The sequence below is a fragment of the Microbacterium sp. EF45047 genome, assembly GCF_028472845.1.
Taxonomy (GTDB): domain Bacteria; phylum Actinomycetota; class Actinomycetes; order Actinomycetales; family Microbacteriaceae; genus Microbacterium; species Microbacterium neungamense.
This window is the reverse complement of sequence record NZ_CP069429.1, coordinates 2,458,986-2,479,026: the sequence shown is the minus strand read 5'-3', so window position 1 is coordinate 2,479,026 and position 20,041 is coordinate 2,458,986. Positions and strand designations below refer to the sequence as shown.

General features: G+C 70.7%; 20 protein-coding genes and 2 pseudogenes. 17 read left to right on the top strand and 5 right to left on the bottom strand.

Features of this window, described 5'->3' with window-relative positions; genetic code table 11:
• Positions 1 to 22: 22 nt before the first annotated feature.
• On the bottom strand, positions 23 to 1,222 hold the full coding sequence (locus tag JRG78_RS12155; RefSeq protein WP_259606907.1) for a Gfo/Idh/MocA family protein: 1,200 nt from the start codon (positions 1,220 to 1,222) through the stop codon (positions 23 to 25).
• 187 nt (positions 1,223 to 1,409) lie between these two features.
• Here JRG78_RS12155 and JRG78_RS12150 point away from each other — a divergent pair, with 187 nt between their 5' ends.
• The 10 genes from JRG78_RS12150 (at position 1,410) to JRG78_RS12105 (ending at position 9,700) form a co-directional block, all read left to right on the top strand.
• The gene (locus JRG78_RS12150; RefSeq protein WP_259606906.1) at positions 1,410 to 2,648 is read left to right on the top strand and encodes an ABC transporter substrate-binding protein; all 1,239 of its coding nucleotides are present in this window, start codon (positions 1,410 to 1,412) and stop codon (positions 2,646 to 2,648) included.
• Positions 2,645 to 3,577, top strand: a complete 933-nt coding sequence (locus JRG78_RS12145; protein ID WP_259606905.1) for a carbohydrate ABC transporter permease — start codon at positions 2,645 to 2,647, stop codon at positions 3,575 to 3,577. Before JRG78_RS12150 ends, JRG78_RS12145 begins: the two co-directional genes overlap by 4 nt.
• Positions 3,574 to 4,413, top strand: a complete 840-nt coding sequence (locus tag JRG78_RS12140; protein ID WP_259606904.1) for a carbohydrate ABC transporter permease — start codon at positions 3,574 to 3,576, stop codon at positions 4,411 to 4,413. The genes JRG78_RS12145 and JRG78_RS12140 overlap by 4 nt, the downstream gene beginning before the upstream one ends.
• Positions 4,414 to 4,575: 162 nt before the next feature.
• Positions 4,576 to 4,812: a 50S ribosomal protein L28 gene (rpmB, locus tag JRG78_RS12135; RefSeq protein ID WP_259606903.1), complete on the top strand. Its 237-nt coding sequence runs from the start codon at positions 4,576 to 4,578 to the stop codon at positions 4,810 to 4,812.
• Complete coding sequence (rpmG, locus tag JRG78_RS12130; protein ID WP_046014935.1) at positions 4,812 to 4,982, top strand: 50S ribosomal protein L33; 171 nt, start codon at positions 4,812 to 4,814, stop codon at positions 4,980 to 4,982. Before rpmB ends, rpmG begins: the two co-directional genes overlap by 1 nt.
• Positions 4,983 to 4,984: 2 nt before the next feature.
• The gene (gene rpsN, locus JRG78_RS12125) at positions 4,985 to 5,290 is read left to right on the top strand and encodes a 30S ribosomal protein S14 (protein ID WP_259606902.1); all 306 of its coding nucleotides are present in this window, start codon (positions 4,985 to 4,987) and stop codon (positions 5,288 to 5,290) included.
• Between the two features lie 204 nt (positions 5,291 to 5,494).
• The gene (locus JRG78_RS12120) at positions 5,495 to 6,319 is read left to right on the top strand and encodes a type IV toxin-antitoxin system AbiEi family antitoxin domain-containing protein (protein ID WP_259606901.1); all 825 of its coding nucleotides are present in this window, start codon (positions 5,495 to 5,497) and stop codon (positions 6,317 to 6,319) included.
• A 437-nt stretch (positions 6,320 to 6,756) separates the two neighbouring features.
• Complete coding sequence (locus JRG78_RS12115; RefSeq protein ID WP_259606900.1) at positions 6,757 to 7,044, top strand: HU family DNA-binding protein; 288 nt, start codon at positions 6,757 to 6,759, stop codon at positions 7,042 to 7,044.
• 75 nt (positions 7,045 to 7,119) lie between these two features.
• Positions 7,120 to 9,195, top strand: a complete 2,076-nt coding sequence (locus JRG78_RS12110; protein WP_259606899.1) for a cytochrome c oxidase assembly protein — start codon at positions 7,120 to 7,122, stop codon at positions 9,193 to 9,195.
• A 277-nt stretch (positions 9,196 to 9,472) separates the two neighbouring features.
• The gene (locus JRG78_RS12105; RefSeq protein ID WP_259606898.1) at positions 9,473 to 9,700 is read left to right on the top strand and encodes a hypothetical protein; all 228 of its coding nucleotides are present in this window, start codon (positions 9,473 to 9,475) and stop codon (positions 9,698 to 9,700) included.
• A 293-nt stretch (positions 9,701 to 9,993) separates the two neighbouring features.
• Here the strand turns inward: JRG78_RS12105 and JRG78_RS12100 are convergent, their stop codons facing one another.
• Positions 9,994 to 11,049: an IS110 family transposase gene (locus tag JRG78_RS12100; RefSeq protein WP_432806392.1), complete on the bottom strand. Its 1,056-nt coding sequence runs from the start codon at positions 11,047 to 11,049 to the stop codon at positions 9,994 to 9,996.
• 232 nt (positions 11,050 to 11,281) lie between these two features.
• Entirely contained in the window at positions 11,282 to 12,349 is a 1,068-nt protein-coding gene (locus JRG78_RS12095; protein ID WP_259606897.1) for a hypothetical protein, read from the bottom strand.
• An 80-nt stretch (positions 12,350 to 12,429) separates the two neighbouring features.
• Between JRG78_RS12095 and JRG78_RS12090 the strand changes: the two genes are divergently transcribed.
• Both JRG78_RS12090 and JRG78_RS12085 read left to right on the top strand, forming a co-directional pair.
• On the top strand, positions 12,430 to 13,818 hold the full coding sequence (locus tag JRG78_RS12090) for an ATP-dependent DNA helicase (protein WP_259606896.1): 1,389 nt from the start codon (positions 12,430 to 12,432) through the stop codon (positions 13,816 to 13,818).
• Positions 13,819 to 13,905: 87 nt separating this feature from the next.
• Positions 13,906 to 15,195 (top strand): serine hydrolase domain-containing protein, encoded by a 1,290-nt coding sequence (locus JRG78_RS12085; RefSeq protein WP_259606895.1) that lies wholly within the window; start codon positions 13,906 to 13,908, stop codon positions 15,193 to 15,195.
• A gap of 200 nt (positions 15,196 to 15,395) precedes the next feature.
• On the opposite strand, the gene JRG78_RS12080 is transcribed toward JRG78_RS12085, so the two are convergent.
• Positions 15,396 to 15,596: a hypothetical protein gene (locus JRG78_RS12080; protein WP_259606894.1), complete on the bottom strand. Its 201-nt coding sequence runs from the start codon at positions 15,594 to 15,596 to the stop codon at positions 15,396 to 15,398.
• Here JRG78_RS12080 and JRG78_RS12075 point away from each other — a divergent pair.
• The 4 genes and pseudogenes from JRG78_RS12075 to corA form a co-directional block, all read left to right on the top strand.
• A pseudogene (locus JRG78_RS12075) lies at positions 15,502 to 15,972 on the top strand (EamA family transporter); the annotation flags it as partial. The gene JRG78_RS12080 and the pseudogene JRG78_RS12075 overlap by 95 nt on opposite strands.
• Positions 15,973 to 16,141: 169 nt before the next feature.
• A complete protein-coding gene (locus tag JRG78_RS12070) occupies positions 16,142 to 16,771 on the top strand; it encodes a hypothetical protein (protein WP_259606893.1) in 630 nt (209 codons plus the stop codon).
• Between the two features lie 144 nt (positions 16,772 to 16,915).
• Positions 16,916 to 17,494 (top strand): copper resistance CopC family protein, encoded by a 579-nt coding sequence (locus tag JRG78_RS12065; RefSeq protein WP_259606892.1) that lies wholly within the window; start codon positions 16,916 to 16,918, stop codon positions 17,492 to 17,494.
• A gap of 82 nt (positions 17,495 to 17,576) precedes the next feature.
• Entirely contained in the window at positions 17,577 to 18,593 is a 1,017-nt protein-coding gene (corA, locus tag JRG78_RS12060) for a magnesium/cobalt transporter CorA (protein WP_259606891.1), read from the top strand.
• On the opposite strand, the pseudogene JRG78_RS12055 reads toward corA, so the two are convergent.
• Positions 18,571 to 19,848, bottom strand: a pseudogene (locus JRG78_RS12055) (APC family permease); the annotation flags it as partial. The gene corA and the pseudogene JRG78_RS12055 sit on opposite strands and share 23 nt — an antisense overlap.
• A 9-nt stretch (positions 19,849 to 19,857) precedes the next feature.
• Between JRG78_RS12055 and JRG78_RS12050 the strand changes: the two are divergent.
• Positions 19,858 to 20,040 (top strand): aquaporin, encoded by a 183-nt coding sequence (locus JRG78_RS12050; RefSeq protein ID WP_259606890.1) that lies wholly within the window; start codon positions 19,858 to 19,860, stop codon positions 20,038 to 20,040.
• Position 20,041 lies beyond the last annotated feature (1 nt).

Here is a 20,041-nt window from a genome sequence, read left to right as displayed (position 1 = left end):
CGTCACCGAGCGCGCTCGGCGCTCACCCGGCATCCGCGTCCCCCATGTCCGGGATGCGCAGCCGCTCCCCGCCGCGGCGCGCGGACTCGTGCGCGATCACGCCGGGGAGCGTGAAGCGGGCCGCCTGCCAGGCGTTCACGGGCGGCAGAGTGCCGTCGGTGACCGCGCGCACGAAGTCGTCGACGAGGAAGTGGTGGCTGCCCTCGTGCCCGTTCGGCAGGCGGCGCAGCTCCTCGGGGATGCGCTCGCGGTCGTGGATCGCGGCGTAGCCGGACACGAACGCCTCGCGCAGCGCGGGTGCCACGTGCGCGAGCGACGGGTCGTCGACGGATGCCGAGGCGTGGGTGTCGATCAGGTGCGAGATGTCCTCCACCCCCTCCCTGGTCTGCCACACCGTGGTGCGGGCGAGCTGCTCGAACGAGCCCTCCGTGCCGAACCAGCGGAACCGCGATTCGCGCAGGTGCGTGGGGTAGCCGACGCGGCGGAACTCGTTGATCCGCATCGAGCCGCCGCCGGCCAGCTCGAACAGGGCGGTGGCGTTGGAGAAGTCGTTGTCGAACTGGCTGACGTCGCGGTCGAAGACGCCGTCGCCGCGCTCGTCGACCACGCCGATCGCCGACACCGCGGTGGCGTGGGTAGGCCAGGCGCCGAGCACCCCGCCGATCGAGTGCGTCGGGTACAGCAGCGGCGGGTAGCTCGCGGTCGACCGCCAGTCCTCGCCACCGGAATACTGATATGCCTCGTAGAAGCCGAGATCCATGTCGTGGACGTAGTCGCCTTCGCCGTAGAAGAGGCGCCCGAACGCGCCCTCGGCGAGCTTGGCGCGGGCGAACACCGTGGCCGGGTTGTAGTAGCTGGTCTCGCCCATCATGTAGGTCAGCCCGGTCTCCCGCACCGCCTCGATGATCGCTGCGATCTCCTCCGCCGACACCGCCATCGGCACCGCCGAGTACACGTGCTTCCCGGCGCGCAGCGCCTGCACCACGAGCGGGCCGTGCGTCCACCGCTGGGTGAAGATCGCGACGGCGTCGATCGGCGAGGCCAGCATGTCCTCGAAGCTGTCGAAGGTGCCGGCCAGCCCGGCGCTGGCGACGAGGTCGTCGGCGCGGGAGCGGATGACGTCCGTGACGTGCACGGCGGAGACACCCGGATGATGATGGAAGAGTGTGGCGAACTGACCGGCGAACTGGCCTGCGCCGACCATCCCCAGTGTGAACGCCATGCGTGGAAGTCTTCCACCGAGGTCTACCGGTGTCAACAAGGCGGGTGATCCCGGAACCTAGCCCCCCTCGAAAAGGTTCCGGGATCTTTTCCCCCAGCGATCTACGCGGGTAACATATCACGAACCGAGCGTCGCCGCATCTCCGGATGTCGAGGACAATGAAGTCGAAGGACGAGAGGTACGCATCATGAAGCATCCCGTCGCCGCCCTGGCGCTGATCTCCGTCACCGGACTGGCGCTCACCGCCTGCACGGGGGGAGGTTCCGGCGGCGACGAGGTCTCGCTCGAGGTGCAGACGAACTTCGGCTCGACCGATCCGTCCCTCGACGTGCTGCAGGAGATCACCGACCGGTACCTCGAGGAGCACCCCGGGGTGGCCATCGACCTGGTGCCCTCCACCGACACCTACGAGGCCGACGTCAAGGTGCGCCTCGCCTCGGGCGACGTGCCGGACATCTGGGCCACGCACGGGTGGTCGCTGCTGCGCTACGCGGAGTTCCTCGAGCCGCTGGACGGCCAGCCCTGGGCGGAGAACTTCAACGAGGCGCTCGCACCGGCCATGAAGGACGAGGACGGCCGGTTCTACGCCCTGCCGATCGAGACCGACGTGGCGGGCATCGTCTACAACGCCGAGGTGCTGGAGTCCGCGGGCATCGACCCGGCGTCCCTCACCGACTGGGACGCGTTCGGAGCGGCCCTGCAGAAGCTGAAGGATGCCGGGGTCATCCCGATCTCCTCCTCCGGCAAGGACAGCTGGTTCGCCGGCAACATCACCGACTTCATCGGCTCGGGTGACTTCAGCGAGGAGGCGTTCGAAGGGTTCAAGGACGGCACCTTCGACGAGGCCGGGTACACCCGGATCATGGAGATGATCGACACCTGGCGGCAGAACGGGTACTTCAACCCGGACTACTCGTCCGCGACCATGGACGACCTCGGGCGGTCGCTCGCGGAGGGGAAGACGGCGTTCATCTTCGTGCAGAACTACCTCGTCGCCACCGCGCTGGAGTTCAACCCGGTTGCGCGCATCGCGTACATGCCCATCCCGTCGCAGACCGGGCAGCCGTTCCTGGTCGGCGGCGAGGGCCGCGCGTACGGGGTCGCGAAGGACTCGCCGGACAAGGAGCAGGCCCTCGACTACCTCGCCTTCCTCGCCGAGCCGGAGAACCTCGGGGTGCTGGCCGCGTCCATCGGCGGCATCCCCGGCCTGACGAACGCCGAGAGCGACCTGGGCGTGCTGACCGAGAGCTACGAGACCTTCGTCGCACCGGGGGAGGTGCCTCTGAAGCCGTACTTCGATCGCGTGTACCTGCCCAACGGGATCTGGGACACCATGGTGTCGACCACGGATGGCGTCATCACGGGCCAGATGACCCCGGCGGATGCAGTCGCGCAGATGAAGTCGAGTTTCGACTCGCTGCAATGACGGCGACCACCGCGGTGACGGTGCCGAAGGGCGAACGGGGGACCAGGGGGGCGGTCCCCCGTTTCGCTGGTCGGGGGCTGAACCTGCTCTACCTGCCCGCGCTCGCCGTGCTCGGCCTGTTCATGCTGTGGCCGCTCCTGAACGGCGTGCTGCTGTCGCTGACCGACTGGAACGGGTACAGCGCGGCGCGCGACCTGGTCGGCGCGGCGAACTACCTGCGGCTGTTCGAGGACCCGAACTTCCGCACCGCCCTCGGCAACACCTTCATCTACGGCTTCGGGTCGACGCTCGTGCAGCAGGTGATCGGCCTCGCGCTCGCGCTCGCGCTGGACCGCGCGGTGCGCGGGCGCAACCTCGCCCGCGCGATCATCTACCTGCCCGTGCTCGTCTCGCCGGTGGTGATGGGCACGATGTACTACCTGTTCTTCGCGTACAACTCCGGCGGGCTGAACGACCTCGTGATCGCCCTCGGCGGGCAGCGCACCGCCTGGCTCAGCGAGGTCGGCACGGCCATCGCGCTCATCGTCGCGGTCAACTCGCTGCAGTTCGTCGGCGTCTCGATGGTGATCTACCTGGCCGGGCTGCAGTCCATCCCGACGATGTACTTCGAAGCCGCGCGGATCGACGGCGCGAGCAGCATCCAGTCCTTCCTGCGCATCACCGTGCCGATGCTGCAGCCGGCTTTCGCGACCAGCATCGTGCTCAACCTCATCGGCGGCCTGAAGCTGTTCGACGTCATCCAGGTGCTCACCGGCGGCGGGCCGGGGTACGCGACGAATTCGGTGTCGACTCTGATCGCGAAGATGTACTTCGACAACCAGAGCGCCGGCTACGCCTCCGCGATGGGCGTCGTGCTGTTCCTGATGATCGCGGTGTTCACCCTCGTGCTGAACACCGTGCTGAACCGCCGGCGCCTGGAGCTGCTGTGAGCGCGCCCCGGGCATCCGCCTCCTGGGGCGCGCGGCTCGCCATCGGCGGAGGCGTGCTCCTGGCCGTGCTGCTGCAGCTGCTGCCGTTCTACATCACGGTGACCTCGGCGCTGAAGGCGCGCAGCGACCTGTCCTCGCAGTGGGCGTTCCCGATCGGGGCGTGGCACTGGCAGAACTTCGCCACCGCTGTCGAGGAGGGGCACATCCTGCGCGCGATCGGGAACAGCGCGATCGTGACCGGGAGCACAACCGTGCTGGTGTGCCTGCTCGGGGCGCTCGCCGCCTACCCGCTGGCGCGCCGCCCCACGCGGGGGAACCGGCTCGTCTTCGCCGGCATCGTCGGGCTGATCATGGTGCCGCCGCTGTCCATCCTCGTGCCGCTGTACTCGATGATGAACCAGTTGAAGGCGGTGAACACGTTCTGGGGCACCATCCTGGTGATGGTGGCGATGCAGTTGCCGCTGGCGATCTTCCTGTACGCCTCGTTCATGCGCGGCCTGCCGCTGTCGATCGAGGAGGCGGCATCCGTCGACGGGGCGAATGCGGTGCAGCTGCTGTTCCGCATCGTGTTCCCGATGCTCAAGCCGGTTACCGCGACCGTGGTGATCCTCACCGGTGTGGCGGTGTGGAACGAGTACGCCATCAGCGTCTATCTCATGCGCAGCCCCGAGATGCGCACCATCGCACCGGCGATCGGGACGTTCTTCGCGACCTCGTCCAGCGACCTCGGGGCCGCGGCCGCGGCATCCCTCCTCTCCGTGCTGCCGGTGCTGGTGGTCTACCTCCTGCTGCAGCGCTACTTCATCAAGGGGATGGTGGCAGGGGCCGAGAAGTGATCCGTGCTAGGATTGCTCTTCGTCTGCGCACTCTCCTGGTGCGCAGTTCGTCCCTCCTTCATGCTCGATCGGCCCGATGCCGGTCCCTGAGCCTGTCGAAGGGGCAGACAAGGGATCTTGGGTGGGGCCGTCCGGCCTCACGGTAGTGAAGGAGTCACCGACATGGCAGCAGTGTGCCAGGTGACCGGTGCTGTTCCCGGCTTCGGTCACAACATCTCGCACTCGCACCGCCGGACGAAGCGCCGCTTCGACCCGAACGTGCAGAAGAAGACCTACTACGTGCCGACCCTCGGTCGTAAGGTCACCCTCAACGTGTCCGCCAAGGGCATGAAGGTGATCGACGTCCGCGGCATCGACAACGTCGTGAAGGATCTGCTTGCGAAGGGTGTGAAGCTCTGATGGCGAAGAAGGCTCAGGACGTTCGTCCGATCATCAAGCTGCGCTCGACGGCGGGCACCGGTTACACCTACGTGACCAAGAAGAACCGCCGCAACACCCCGGACCGTCTCGTGCTGAAGAAGTACGACCCGGTCGTCCGCAAGCACGTCGAATTCCGCGAGGAGCGTTAATCATGGCGAAGAAGAGCAAGATCGCCCGCAACAAGCAGCGCGAGGCTGTCGTCGCCCGTTACGCCGAGCGTCGCGCCGAGCTGAAGAAGACCCTGGTCGACCCGAACGCGACCGACGAGCAGCGCGAGGCCGCTCGCGTCGGCCTGCAGAAGCTGCCGCGCAACGCCTCGCCGGTGCGCCTGCGTTCGCGCGACGTCATCGACGGCCGCCCGCGCGGTGTCCTCACGAAGTTCGGCATCTCGCGTGTCCGCTTCCGTGACATGGCGCACCGCGGCGAGCTGCCCGGCGTGACCAAGTCGAGCTGGTGAGCATCGCACCCTGAGCGCGTCGAAGGGACCCTGAGCGCGTCGAAGGGTAGGGGCGGGGATCTTCGGATCCCCGCCCTTCTGCATGCCCCGGCATCCGCCCCGCCCCTTGCGCTCGTCCTGCACGGAACGGATGCCGGAGCGGACTGTCCACAGCGGCCGGGTTCCGGCGGTTCGGGCCGCTCGCCGGTGCCGCAGGATCGCCGCATGGATCCGATCGATGCACTGCGGCGAGCGGGCGGCATCGCCCGTGTGCAGACCCTCCGGCGGCGCGGCGTCAGCGCCCACTCCTTCCGGCGCGCCCGTGAGGCCGGGGCGTTGATCGTCGTCCGCCGCGGCTGGGTGGCGCTGCCGGGCGCGGATCCGATGCTCGTCACTGCCGTGAAGCGCGGCGTGGTGCTCAGCTGCGTGACCCTCGCCGCGCGGCGCGGACTGTGGGTGCTCGACGCCTGCGAGCCGCACGTCGCCGCGCCTCCGCACTCCGGGCATGCACGAGTGACGCGCGGCGTCATCCACTGGAGTGCTCCGCTCTTCCCGCGCGACCCCGATTCCTGCGAGGACGCGATAGAGAACGCGTTGGTCCTCGTCGCCCGCTGCCGTCCGTATGAGGAGGCGCTGGCGGTGTGGGAGTCGGCGCTTCGGAAGGGAGCCGTCGATCCGGGCGTGCTCGATCGGGCGCCGCTGCCGCCGGATGCGAGACGGATGCTCCGTGACGCCCAGCCGTTCGCGGATGCCGGCACCGAGACGATCTTCCTCAGCAGGCTGCGCTGGCTCGGCATCCCGGTCCTTCCCCAGGCATGGGTTCTGGGTCGGCCCGTCGACTGCCTGATCGGCGAGCGCCTGGTCGTGCAGATCGACGGCGGCCATCACGTGGGTGCCCAGCGCAGCAGCGACATCACGCACGACGCGCTGCTGAAGCTGCACGGGTACCACGTGATCCGGATCAGCTACGCCCAGCTGTTCGACGACTGGCCCGCCGTGCAGGCCGTGATCATGGCCGCCATCGCCCAGCGCCTCCACCTCGCCCGCTGACATCCGCCGCCTCCGGGCCCGCTGACATCCGCCGCCTCCGGGCCCGCTGGCATCCCTCATCACCCGCCCGAGCGGTCCGCGCGGCCTGCTCTCGCGCACCGCGTCGGGAGGAGTTCTCTCACTCGGGCGGAGGATTCCCGGTGATTCGTCCTCCCGAACGTGAGAACTCCTCCCGCCCGGGAGGGGCGGGGGCGCCTCCCGACCGGGAGGGGCCGGGGCGCCGCCTGCCCGGGGGACGCGCGCCGCCTGAGCGGGGAAGGGTGTGACAGATGGGGCGGATGTGGCGCGACACGCCGCAGAAATCGCCCGAAACCCCTGAAATGACGCGGAAACACGGGGTGCCGTTGATACATTCGGAGCGGTCGATCGACCACCGGGGTGCGTCCGCCCCTCGGACCCAACATGATGCGACGGGATCTTCGTCGCTGGAGGATGACATGGCTGACAAGTCCATCACCAAGACCGAGCTCGTCGCGAGCATCGCTTCCGCCACCGGCGAGAGCCAGGCCACCGTCTCGCGCGTCCTCGACTCGCTCTTCGGCACCGTCTCCGACGCCGTCGCCAAGGGCAGCAAGGTCTCGATCCCGGGCTGGATCTCGTTCGAGCAGGTCGAGACCGCTGCTCGCACCGGCCGCAACCCGCAGACCGGCGCCGAGATCAAGATCCCGGCCGGCAAGCGCGTCAAGGTGACCGCGGGCTCCAAGCTCAAGGCTGCCGTCAAGTAAGACCGCAGTTCGCACGAAGGCCGTCCCCTTCCGGGGGCGGCCTTCGCGCGTCCTCCGGGTCCGTAGGCTGGGAGGGTGAACCCCTACCGCGTCGCGGGCCTCGCGATCCTCGTCGCCGCCTCGGCGGCGGCCCTCGTGGCGGCGCTGCTGTTCGGCGGCGGAGCGAACGCCCCGATCCTGCTCGATCCGGGCCCGGTCGTGCTGTGGGGCCTCCCGGCGGCGAAACTGGTCAGCAACCTCGGTGCCGCGGCCATGCTCGGATCGCTCAGCCTGGCGCTGTTCGCCCTGCGCACGCAGACGCGCCCGTTCGAGGTCGCCGTCGACACGGCATCCGTAGGCGCCGCCGTGTTCACGGTGGCATCCGGCCTCTCCGGCTTCCTCACCTTCATGGCCGCGTTCAACCCTCGCCTCACCGCCGACCGCGCCTTCGGCGAGCAGTTGGGCAGCTTCCTGCTCGAGATCCCGCTCGGCCAGGCGTGGCTGATCACCACGCTGATGGGGGCGGTGATCACCGTGATGGCGTTCGCCTGGCGCGGCTGGACCGGCACCCTGCTCACCGCTGCGCTCGCCGCCGCCGCGCTCCTGCCGATGGCCACGCAGGGGCACTCCGGCGACCTCGCCGGCCACACCGTCGCTGTGAACGCCATCCTGCTGCACACCGTCGGCGCGGCGGCGTGGCTCGGCGGCGTGATCCTGCTCGTCGTGCTCCGCCCGGCCCCGGGTCGCGCATCGTCGCGGACGGATGCCGGCCGGGGCGCGAGCCGGACGGATGCCGACCGGATCGACCTCCCGGCCCTGATCCGCCGCTATTCGAGCATCGCGCTCGCCGCGTTCGCGGTGGTCGCGGTGTCGGGCATCGCCCGCAGCGTCGTCGCCCTCGGCACGTGGAGCCAGCTGTGGAGCCCGTACGGCGGCATCCTGCTCGCCAAAGCAGCGCTGCTCGCCGGCCTCGGCCTGTTCGGCGCGTGGTACCGGATGCGGCTCATCCCGCACCTGGATGACGGCACCCGCGGCACCCGCGGCACCCGCGGCGGCGCGGCCGCCCGCCCCCGCCGCGCCTTCTGGACCCTCATCCTCGGCGAGCTCGCCCTGATGGGCCTGGCCTCCGGCGCTGCCGCCGCGCTCGCCCGCACGCCGCCGCCGGTCGGCGAGGAGGCCCCGGCCGCGCAGACGCCGGCCGAGCGGCTCACCCGCTCCCCGCTGCCCCCCGAGCTCACCCTGGACCGCTGGTTCACCGCCTGGGACATCGACATCCTCTGGTTGGTGGCCGCCGGCTTCGGCCTGTTCCTGTACGCCGCCGGCGTGTGGCGGCTGCACCGCCGCGGCGACCGGTGGCCGGTCCACCGCACAGTTCTCTGGACCCTCGGCATGCTCCTGCTGGTGTGGGTCACCTGCGGCCCGATCAACGCCTACCAGGAGTACCTGTTCAGCATCCACATGCTGGGGCACATGATGCTGAGCATGGCGATCCCGCTGCTCCTCGTCGCGGGGGCCCCGATCACCCTGGCGCTGCGCGCCATCCACAAGCGCGAGGACGGCACCCGCGGCGGCAGGGAGTGGATCATGTGGGCGGTGCACTCCCCGTTCGCGCGTGTGATCACGCAGCCGCTCGTCGCCGCCGCGATCTTCATCGGGTCGCTGTGGGCGTTCTACTTCACCGACCTCGTCCGGTGGGCGATATACGAGCACCTCGGGCACGAGTGGATGGTGATCCACTTCCTGCTCTCCGGCTACCTGTTCGTGATGAGCCTGATCGGCGCCGACCCGGTCCCGTACCGGCTGCCGTATCCGGGCCGCCTGATCACGCTGATCGCGGTGATGGCCATGCATGCCTTCTTCGGCATCGCGATCATGATGCAGGAGGGGCTCATGGTCGCGGAGTGGTTCGGCGCCATGGGGCGCACCTGGGGCCCGACGCCGTACGAGGACCAGTACGTCGGCGGCGGCATCGCGTGGTCGATCGGCGAGATCCCCACGTTGATCCTGGCGATCACGGTCGCGATCCAGTGGTCGCGATCGGATGCCCGGCTGCAGCGCCGCCGCGACCGGCACGCCGACCGCACCGGCGACGCCGAGCTGGCGGAGTACAACGCCCGGCTCGCCGAGATCGCCGAGCGGGACCGGCGCATCGCGGAGCGCGAGCGGCGCTGAGGCACGTGTGGCAGAGAAGAAGGTGGACCAGGGCCTGTGTGAGCAAACCACTGAACTCTTGTGGTGGTTCCTCAGTGGTGCCAGCTTCCGGAGCGGGGAGCTGCTCGGGGGGTGCGCCGATGAAAGCCAGGCGAGGTTATAGACGCGATGCCGCCATGGTGGCAGTGCTTGGGATTGTTCTGGCTGTCGTGTTACCGGCCAGCCCTGCGGCCGCATATACGACGACGGGGTGCACGTGGCCGACGGCCACCGGAACAGTCACCTGGAATCGGGACCAGTGACGCACAACGAAGGTTCACGTCACGAGCTGTTCGAAAGCGTCGACTCGCTTGCGGCCGCCAGCTCCTTCATCGGTGTGGTGGAGATCGATGACCAGAACATCATCGATGGGAAGTTTCGAGAGACTCTGTCAACGGCGGCCGTCATCACCTCTTTCGAGCCCCCGAGCCTCGCTTCGTCGCTTTCCGAAGCGCCCGCCGTTTCCGGAGACACTGTGATCGTGTGACAGTTGGGTGTTCCAGGAGACGTCGCGCCCTTCCCCTACCTGGAGGAAGGGAAGCGTTATCTGTTGTTCCTTACACCGTCGATGCTGGAAGGTGAGGCAGCAGGCCACTTCTACGTCACGGGAGGGTCGGCCGGGATCTACGCTCAGCAGGACGGCATGTTTGTTCACGGTCCGTTCGAGGAGGGAGACAAGCTCCCTGAGACGCTGGCTGCTGAAGACTTGGAGTAGCCACTCGCGACGTGAGCCCGCGCCCCTGCCCCGGCCTCGGCCCGGGTGCGATGCTCCTATGGATGTCAAGTGGTGAGGGCGGTGTAGATCTCGCGGGCGATGAGGCGTTTGAGGCAGCGGATGATGTCCTTCTTCGAGAGGCCCTCGGTGGTGCGTCGGGCGGCGTAAGCGCGGGTTCTGGGATCCCAGCGGAGCCGGCAGAGCACGATGCGGTAGAGCGCGGCGTTCGCGTGGCGGTCGCCGCCGCGGTTGAGGCGGTGTCGGTGGGTTTTGCCTGATGAGGCGGGGATGGGCGCGACGCCGCAGAGCATCGCGAATGCGGCTTCGGAACGGAGCCGGCCGGGGTTCTCGCCAGCGGTGACGAGCAGTTGCCCGGCGACATCGGCGCCGACCCCGTTGAGGGCGAGCAGCCGCGGGTTGATGTCCGCGACGAGAGGGTCGATGAGTGCGTCGAGTTCGGCGATCTCGGCGGTCAGCGACTGGTGGCGGCGTGCGAGAGCGCGCAGCGCGATCTTCGATGCCTGCTCGGGTTCGTCGGCGCGTGTGGTGTCGGGACGTGCAGCGGCACATACCTCGATCAGCTCCCGGTCTGACAGCCCCCGCAACCGTTCGCGGAGCGCGTCGGGTGCGGTGACGATGATCGCCTTCATCCGGCGTTGACAGTCGGCGCGCTGGGTCACGGCGCTGCGCCTGGCGATCCGCAGATTGCGGAGCGCTTCCACCTTCCCTGCTCGGTCCTTCGGGATCCCCGATCGTGTGCCTGCCAACGCTGCCCGGGCGGCAGCTTCCGCGTCCAGCGGGTCGGACTTACCGGCAAAGCGCCGCGACTTCCGGTCCGGTCGGTCCACTTCCCGCAGCTCGACACCCGCAGCGCGCAGGTGACGGGCAAGACCGGCACCGTATGCGCCGGTGCCCTCGATCCCCGCGATCACGAGCACACCGAACGCACACGCCCAACTCAGCAACGCGGCATAACCGGAACGATTCGCGGGGAACTGCGCGCTCCCGAGCAGCCGGCCGGTGGTGTCGATGACCGCCGCGGTGTGGGAATCGCCATGCGTGTCGATACCCGCCACGATCATGACCTGGTCCTGCTGCTCTTCTCGTGCGATGGTGGTCATCGCCGTCCCTTCCTCTCAACTCTCCGATCGGACGGCACGCACCATCCGAGAGCGAGCGGACAAGACAGTGATGGGTGCCTGCTGGCACAGGCTCCTATGAGGTCACAACCCTCGCACGGTGAGTGCATGGCAGCCCCGCAGCGATCGAACGACAGATCGCGTTCAAGACCCGTAGTCAGTCAGTCGCTGAGTCAGGACAACCGCTGCGGGGCTCCCACCACCATCATCACTGTCAGTCGCTCTCGACGTCCGGCGACCCGACCCGGATGGACGCCGACCCGTCCGGGAGGATCGCGATCGTCCCGTTGATGCGGAACGGCACGTCCTCGGACACGTGATCGATCGACCCGTCGAACAGGGACTGGATGTCGACCTCGATGTGAGCCACGGCGTCGGCGGGCGGGATCGCCCAGTTCGCGCCGTCGGGCACGACGGTCACGGTCGGATGCTGCACGATGGACCACTTCGGCGGCGAAGCGATCCGGTTGCGCACGGTGAGCCCGAACGGACAGGCGGTCGGCTGCAGCACCTCCTGCGTGGTGCAGCCCTCGAGGAACTCCTCGACCCGCTGCTGCACCACCTCGCGGAACTCCTCCGTGGGCTGCGCCTGCACCTCCACGGGAGTGCGGGCCAGGGGCGTGTCGGCGAGCACCTTCACCCCGGGGGTGTGCGAGATCGCGGTGTCCACGGTGACCGAGTACACGCCGGGCGTGAACACCAGCAGATGCAGCGGCTCGAGCGGATCGGCATCCGCCCCCTGCGCCGACACCTGCCGCCGGTCGACCTCGAAGCCGTTCACGGCGAAGCGGTCGGCGCCGCGCAGCCGCAGCTCGACCTCGGCGAGCGGGCTCACCGCGAAGCTCCAGTTCGGGGTGACGCCGACCCAGCCGTCCTGCACCACCGTGAACGTGGTGCGGCCCTTCGCGCCGCCCGCCCGGAAATCGGCGGTGACCAGGAAGGAGCCGTCCTGTTCGGTCTCCGACACGATCTCCACGTCGTCCAGCGGGGCGAGAGCCGCGCGGCGCAGCAGGGCCTCGGAGGCGGCGCCGTCGATCCCGTTCTCCTCCAGCGCGGCGCGGTCGACGGCCACGCCCGGCACGCGCAGCGCGTCCGCCGCCCGTCCGGACGACAGCAGGTCCAGATAGCGCTCGACGAAGGCGGACGGCCCGTAGAAGTCGCGGTACAGCGAGAGGCCGCCGGCGGCGATGGCGGCGAGCAGTAGCACCCCGACGATGCCGAGGATGGTGAGATCGGAGGCGAGACCGGCGCGACGTCGCGTCCTCGTCCTCGCCTGCTCCATGGCGTCAGTCTAGGAGGGGGCGCTGGGACGACGCCGTGACGCGCGGCCCGCATCCGCCGCGTTCGGCCTACCATGGGGGCGTGTCCCTCCCCGCCCTCTCCGCTGAGCAGCAGGAGCTGTTCCGGCTCATCGAAGACACGCACGAGCACGTCTTCATCACCGGCAGGGCGGGCACCGGCAAATCCACGCTGCTGCAGCACTTCGCGTGGAACACGAAGAAGCAGATCGCGATCTGCGCCCCCACCGGCGTCGCCGCGCTGAACGTCGAGGGGCAGACCATCCACTCGCTGTTCCGCCTGCCGATCGGCCTCATCGCCGAGAGCGAGATCGAGCAGACGGATGCCACGCGCCGCATCCTCAACGCGATCGAGACGCTCGTGATCGACGAGGTCTCGATGGTGAACGCCGACCTGATGGACGCCATCGACCGCTCGCTGCGGCAGGCACGCGGGCGGCGGGCCGAGCCGTTCGGCGGCGTGCAGGTGGTGATGTTCGGCGACCCGTACCAGCTGGCCCCGGTGCCGCCCCGCGGCGACGAGCTGCGCTACATCCAGGACCACTACCGGTCGTTCTGGTTCTTCGACGCCAAGGTGTGGACCGGCGGCGCCCCGTCAGCGGGCGCAGGGGACGCCCCGATGCTCGACCTCGGTACGCACGGCGCGAAGCTGCACGTGCGCGAGCTGGTCGAGATCCACCGCCAGTCCGACGACGGGTTCAAGGCCATGCTGAACGCCGTACGGTACGGCCGAGTCACCGCTGAGATCGCCGGCGTGCTCAACGCGCAGGGCGCGCGCACCCCGCCCGAGCCCGAGCCGGGGGAGACCCCGATCATCACCCTCGCCACCCGCAACGACATCGTGAACGCCATCAACCGGCGCCACCTCGCCGCGCTCCCCGGCCGCGAGCAGACCGCCCGAGCGGAGGTCAGCGGCGACTTCGGACGCGGCGAGGCGAACCACCCCGCCGACCTGGAGCTCAAGCTGAAGGTGGGCGCCCAGGTGATGTTCCTCCGCAACGACACGTCGATGTCGGGCGAGCCGCCGCGCTGGGTGAACGGCTCGATCGGGACGGTCACCCGCATCCTCGGCGGCACCGTCCGTGTCGAGGTCGACGGTGAGGAGTTCGACGTCGAACCGGCGGTGTGGGAGCGCTTCCGCTACGCCTACAACCCCGGGACGAAGACGCTCAGCCGCGAGGTCGTCGCCGAGTTCACCCAGTTCCCGCTGCGGCTGGCGTGGGCGGTGACCATCCACAAGTCGCAGGGCAAGACCTACGACCAGGCCGTGATCGACCTCGGCTCGGGGGCGTTCGCGCCGGGCCAGACGTACGTGGCGCTGTCCCGGCTGACCTCCTTGGACGGGCTCTACCTCACCCGCCCGCTGCGGCCGAGCGACATCCGCGTCGACCCCGACGTGCGCAGGTTCATGCGCGAGGCGTGGGAGGCGCGGCAGGTCGCCGGGGCGTCGTGATCGTCGACGGATGCCGGCCCGGCGGGCATGCCGGCCTTTCAGGATCGGCGTTCTAGACTCGGAACTATCGTCCCTGGGGGTCCCTTCATGCCGCATCGTCCGTCCCGCCGTCTGCGCACCGTGCTCGGCGCCGCCGCCGTTCTCGCGCTGACCCTGACCGGATGCACCTCCGCCGACCCGACCGTCACGTACACCCCGCCGCCTCAGGCGGAGGGCGGGCTGCCCGAGGACACCGTGGCGCAGCTGCAGACCGCGGTCGACGAGGCGATGGCGGCGGCCGGGGCATCCGGCGCCATCGTCGGCGTGTGGGTGCCGTGGAGCGGCAGCTGGGTCACCGGCGTCGGCACGCAGGGAGCGGGCGACGATGCCGAGGTGACCACCGACATGTCCTTCCGGATCGCCGACGTCACCCGGCTGATGACCTGCGACGTGCTGTACGGCATGGCCGACGACGGGCTCATCCCGCTCGACGGCAAGGTGCCCGACTACGTGCCCGGCGTCGCCGACATGGCCGACATCACCCTGCTCGACCTGTGCAATGGCACGAGCGGCGCCGGCTCCTCGGAGGAGAAGGTCAAGCCGTACCTGCTGAACACGCCGGAGCGGGTGTGGGCGCCGCTGCAGCTGGCGAGCTTCGGACTGGGCCAGCCGCGCAGCGAGGCGAAAACCGCGTACCGCGATTCGGATGCCGGCTACCTGATGCTCGGGATGGCGCTGGAGCGCGAATCGGGCAAGAGCGCGTCCCAGCTGATCGCCGAGTACGTCACCCGGCCGCTCGGCCTGGAGAGCACGTCGCTGCCCGGCGACAAGGCCGCCCCGCCGCAGCCGGCTCCCGCGCTCAAGGGCTACTACCTGCCGGCGATCGAGGGCGGGTACGACTGCGCCGCCCCCGTGGACATCACCGGGATGTCGGCGAGCACGGGCTTCACGGACTCGGGCGCCGTGTCGACCATCGAGGAGCTCGGGCGCTACGTCCAGGCCGAGGCCCGGCAGGCGCTGCGCGGGGAGAAGGCCGAGCCGGCCCGCTTCGGCAGCCCGCTGCCGGCCGGCCCCGGCGCGCCGTCCTGGCACCAGGCGACCGGCGGCGGCTACCTGGTCGGATCGATGATCGGCCAGCACGGCTGGACGCCCGGCTACGCCACCGCCGCCTACGCCGACCCGGAGACCGGCTTCACCGTCGCGGTGACCCTGAACAACTCCACCTCCGGCGGCGCCATCGCCGGGTACCTGGCGTGGGAACTCGCCGCGATCGCGTCCAAGGCGCCGGCCGCAGCGGGGCAGACCGCCCCCGAGTTCGGTCTGCCCTTCACCGCCGAGCAGTACAAGCAGGCCGTGCTCGACGCCGCCGTGTGCGCGCCGCCGGCACCTGCGGAGTGACCGTCTCCGCGGCGACCGCGCGCGGGACGCCCGGCGGCCGGGGCCGTCGGCCTCGTCGTCGCCGGCCTGCTCGCGCAGGAGGCCGGCGCCGCGCTCGCCGTGCTGCTCTTCCCCGCCGTGGGGCCGCTCGGCATGGTCATGCTCCGGCTGGTGTTCTCCACGGTCATCCTGATGCTCGTGGCGCGGCCGGCGCTGCGCGGTCACACCGCACGGGCCTGGCGCGCCGCCGCCCTGTTCGGCGCGGTGATCGCGGCGATGAACGGGATGTTCTCCCTCGCCCTGAGCGAGCTGCCGCTCGGGGTCACGGTGACGATCGAGGTGCTCGGCCCGCTGGCGCTCTCGGTGATCGTCGGCCGCACCCGCGCCGGATGGATCTGGGCGGGCGTGGCGCTGCTGGGCATCCTGGCCCTGGGCGGCGGGGGCTGGGACCGGCTCACGCTGCCCGGCGTCCTGTTCGCGCTCGGGGCGGCGGTCAGCTGGGCGGCGTACATCCTATGCTCCGCCCGGGTCGGCCGCGCGTTCCGCGGCCTGGACGGACTCGCGTTCGCGATGGGGTTCGGGGCGATCATGGCACTCCCGTTCGGGATCGCGGATGCCGGGTCGGCGCTGCTGCGGATCGAGCTGGTCGCCCTGGGCGCCGCCGTCGCGCTGATGTCGTCGACCATCCCGTACGCCTTCGAGCTGATCGCGCTGCGCCGGCTCGCGCCGGCCGTGTTCGGCGTGCTGATGAGCCTGGGCCCCGCGACCGCAAGCCTGGCCGGCTTCCTGGTGCTGGGGCAGCACCTGTCCCCTCTGGAGGTCGCCGGCATCGCGCTCGTCGTGGTGGCCAGCGCGGGTGCGGTGTGGGAGGGCCGCGACCGGAACGCGCTGCCCGAGGCCGAGGTGCCGCTGGCCGCGTCGGGTCCGCGCCCGGGGGCGCCTCGGGCGCGCGTGCGAGGATGGAGGGGTGCGCACGTCCCGCAGGCCCCACGTCATCCGTGGGTTCGCCGCCGCCTCGGTCGCGACCTTCGTCGCGCTCGCGTCGCACGTCTTCGCCGGCGGCGGGATGCCCGGGATGCTGGGCATCGCCGTGCCGTGGCTGCTGTCGCTCATGGTGTGCACGCTGCTCGCCGGCCGGCGGCTGTCGCCGGTGCGGCTGACGGCATCCGTGGCGATCTCGCAGCTGCTGTTCCACGCGCTGTTCGTGCTCGGCGGCATCGCCCCGCGCACCGGGCTCGGCCCGCACGAGCACGGGGTGCCGGCGCTGCCGGCGCTCGCGGATCGGCCGGTCGGAGGCCCGGTCGGGAGCCCGGCCGCCGCTGCGGCCTTCGTGCCGGACACCGCCGCGATGTGGGCGGGGCACGCGGTCGCCGCGGCGCTGACCGTGGTGCTGCTGTACCGCGGTGAGCGGATCGTGCACGCGCTGCGCGCGCTGGCATCCGCTCTCGCGGCGTGGCTCGGCCGCCCCGCCCTCGTCCCCGCGCGGCCGCACACCGCGCCGCGCACGCCGCTGCCGGTCGCCGTCCCCGCCCCGGTGCGGCAGGACCCGCCGCTGCGGGATCTGTGCCGCCGCGGTCCCCCTCTCCGCCTCGTCTGAGTCCTCCGCCGCCGACGGCGGCCGGCCCGCGCACGACGCGCGGCGCTTCCCCGCGCCCGGGACGCCCGGGCGCCCAGACGATGACGCCGCCCCGTGCGGCATCCGAAAGATGCCCTCCGCGGCATCCGAAAGAGAGGTTCCCTCATGTCCCGCATCCGCACCCTCCTCGCCGGCCTCGCCGTCGCGACCGTCGCCGTCCTCGCGGTCGCCGGCCCGGCATCCGCCCACGACGAGCTCGTCTCCAGCGACCCGGCCGACGGGCAGCAGCTGACCGCCGCGCCCGAGCAGCTCGTCCTCACCTACTCGAACAGCCTGCTCGCGCTGGAGGGCGAGAACAGCGGCACGGCCGTGGTCGTCACGGACGAGGCCGGACGCGAGTGGGCCGACGGGGCGCCCGTCGTCCAGGCCGAGACCGTCACGGTGCCGCTGCGGCAGGGCATGGCCGACGGCGCCTACCGCGTCGCCTGGCAGGTGGTCTCCAGCGACGGGCACCCCATCTCGGGCGAGTTCGGCTTCACCGTGGCATCCGCGACCCCGGAGACCGCCGCGCCGGCCGAGACCACCGAGCCGGCCGAGACCGCCGCCCCGGACGAGAGCGCGGAGCCCGAGGAGGCGCCCGCCGCCGACGCGGTGCCCGCAGCGCTGCTCTGGGGCCTGGGCGCCCTCGTGCTCGTCGCGGCCGCGGTGACCGCGGTCCTGCGGCTCCGCCGTCGCCGCTCCTGACCGCCCCGCGCCGGCGCGCGGGAGAGCCCCGCGCGCCGGCGTGCCCGCTAGAGTCGGCAGGGCGTACGGGAGGAGCAGGCCCATGGCGATGATCGACAACGGCATCTACGTCGACGGCATCCGCACCGAGAACCCGGAGAGTCTCGCCGAGACCTTCGAGCTGATGCGGAGCCGCGGCGGCATGGGCTGGATCGGCCTGTACCGGCCCAGCGAGGACGAGGTCCGCGCCGTCGCGGACGAGTTCGGGCTGCACGAGCTCGCCGTCGAGGACGCCCTCAGCGGCCACCAGCGGCCCAAGATCGAGCGCTACGACGACATCCTCTTCGTCGTCCTCCGCCCCGCCCGCTACCTGGACGCCGAGGAGGAGGTCGAGTTCGGCGAGCTGCACGTCTTCGTGGGGCCCGACTTCGTCGTCACGATCCGCCACGCCGAGTCGCCGAACCTGGCCAAGGTGCGCCGGCGCATGGAGTCGCAGCCCGAGCTGCTCGCGCTCGGGCCGGAGGCGGTGCTGTACGCGATCGTCGACGAGGTGGTGGACGAGTACGGGCCGGTCGTCGCGGGCCTCGAGAACGACATCGACGAGATCGAGAGCGAACTGTTCGTCGAGGACGTCGACGCCACCCAGCGCATCTACGAGCTCGCGCGCGAGGTCATCGACTTCCAGCGCGCCGCGCAGCCGCTCACCGGCATGATCGAGGCGCTGCTGCGCGGCGGTGAGAAGTACGCGGTGGAGGAGGAGCTGCAGCGCCACCTGCGGGACGTGCACGACCACAGCATCCGCATCGCCGATCGCGCCGCCACCTTCCGCACCATCCTCGACAACGCGCTCACCGTCGAGTCCACCATCGTCGCCCGGCGGCAGAACGAGGAGATGCGGCGGATGACCGAGCTCAGCATCCGGCAGAACGACGAGGTGAAGAAGATCTCCGGCTGGGCGGCGATCCTTTTCGCGCCGACCATCATCGGCGGCATCTACGGTATGAACTTCGACACCATGCCGGAGCTGGACTGGGAGTGGGGCTACCCGATGGCGATCGGGCTGATGCTCGCGATGGGCTTCGGGCTGTGGGTGGTCTTCAAGAAGAAAGGCTGGCTGTAGCGGCATCCGTCTGCCGCCGCTCGCGACGACGCGACCACCGCGCGAGCGCGTAGAGCACGGCGCCGGCGGCGAGCAGGATCGCCGCGAACAGCCACACCACCGGGCGCTGCTGGGTCAGCAGCAGGATGCACGAGCCGATGCCGAGCACCGGCACCGCCGTCCACACCCGGAAGTGCTCGTGCGCCACCGCGTCGCGCCGCAGCACCAGGACGGAGACGTTCGCGCTCAGGAAGACGAAGAGGAGCAGCAGCACCACCGTCTCGGCGAGCGTGGCGAGATCGCCGACGAGAGTGAGCAGCATCGCCACGAGGGTGGTGGCGAGGATCGCGACCCACGGCGTGCGCCGGCGGGGCAGCACGCGGGCGAGCACCTCGGGCAGCAGGCCCTGGTCGGCCATCCCGTAGGTGAGGCGGCTCGCCATGATCATCGTCAGCAGGGCGCCGTTGGCGACGGCGATGAGGGCGATGAGGCTGAACAGCCAGGACGGGATGCCCGCGCCGGTCGCCTCGACGACGGCGAGCAGCGGGCCTGTGGATTCCTGCAGCTCGGATGCCGGGAGCGCCGCCGCACTGGCCAGGCCGACCAGGACGTAGACGGCGCCGGCCGTGACGAGGGCGCCGAACAGTGCGCGCGGGTAGGTGCGGCTGGGGCGCTTCACCTCCTCGATGACGTTGGCGGAGGTCTCGAAGCCGACGAAGGAGTAGTAGGCGACGATCGCCCCCGACAACAGGGCGAGGCCGACGCCGGTGCCCTCCGGCGGCTGCATCGCGCGGGCGAGGTCGCCCCCGCCGCGGGCCAGGAAGAGCGCGACGACGACCACGACGATGACCAGGCCGCTGAGCTCGATGACCGTCATCACGAGGTTGGCGCCCATCGACTCGCGGATGCCGCGGGCGTTCAGCGCGGCGATGGCGGCGAGGAAGACGAGAGCGACCGGCAGCACCGGCAGCGGCAGGAAGGTCTGGAAGTACTCGCCGGAGAACGCGATCGCGAGCCCGGCGGCGCTGGTGACGCCGGCGGCGAGCATGCTGAACCCGACCAGGAAGGCCAGGAGCGGGCTGCGGAACGTGCGCTCGGCGAACACCGCCGCCCCGCCGGCGCGCGGGTACTTCGTGACCAGCTCCGCGTAGGAGCCGGCGGTGAGCAGGGCCAGCAGCAGGGCCAGCAGCAGCGGCACCCACAGCATCCCGCCCACCTTCTCGGACAGCACGCCCATCAGCGCGTAGACGCCGGCGCCGAGGACGTCGCCCAGGATGCGACCACCGTGGGCAGCATCTCCGGCGGCGGCTTCAACCCGGCGGTGGCCCTCGGCCTGTCGATGAGCGGTCACGTCGCCTGGAGCTCGCTGTGGCTCTACATCATCGCGCCGGTCCTCGGCGCGGTGGTGGGCGCGGTGCTGTTCCGCGTGCTGAACGCCGATGACGCGAAGAAGGTCGGCGCCGAGTAGC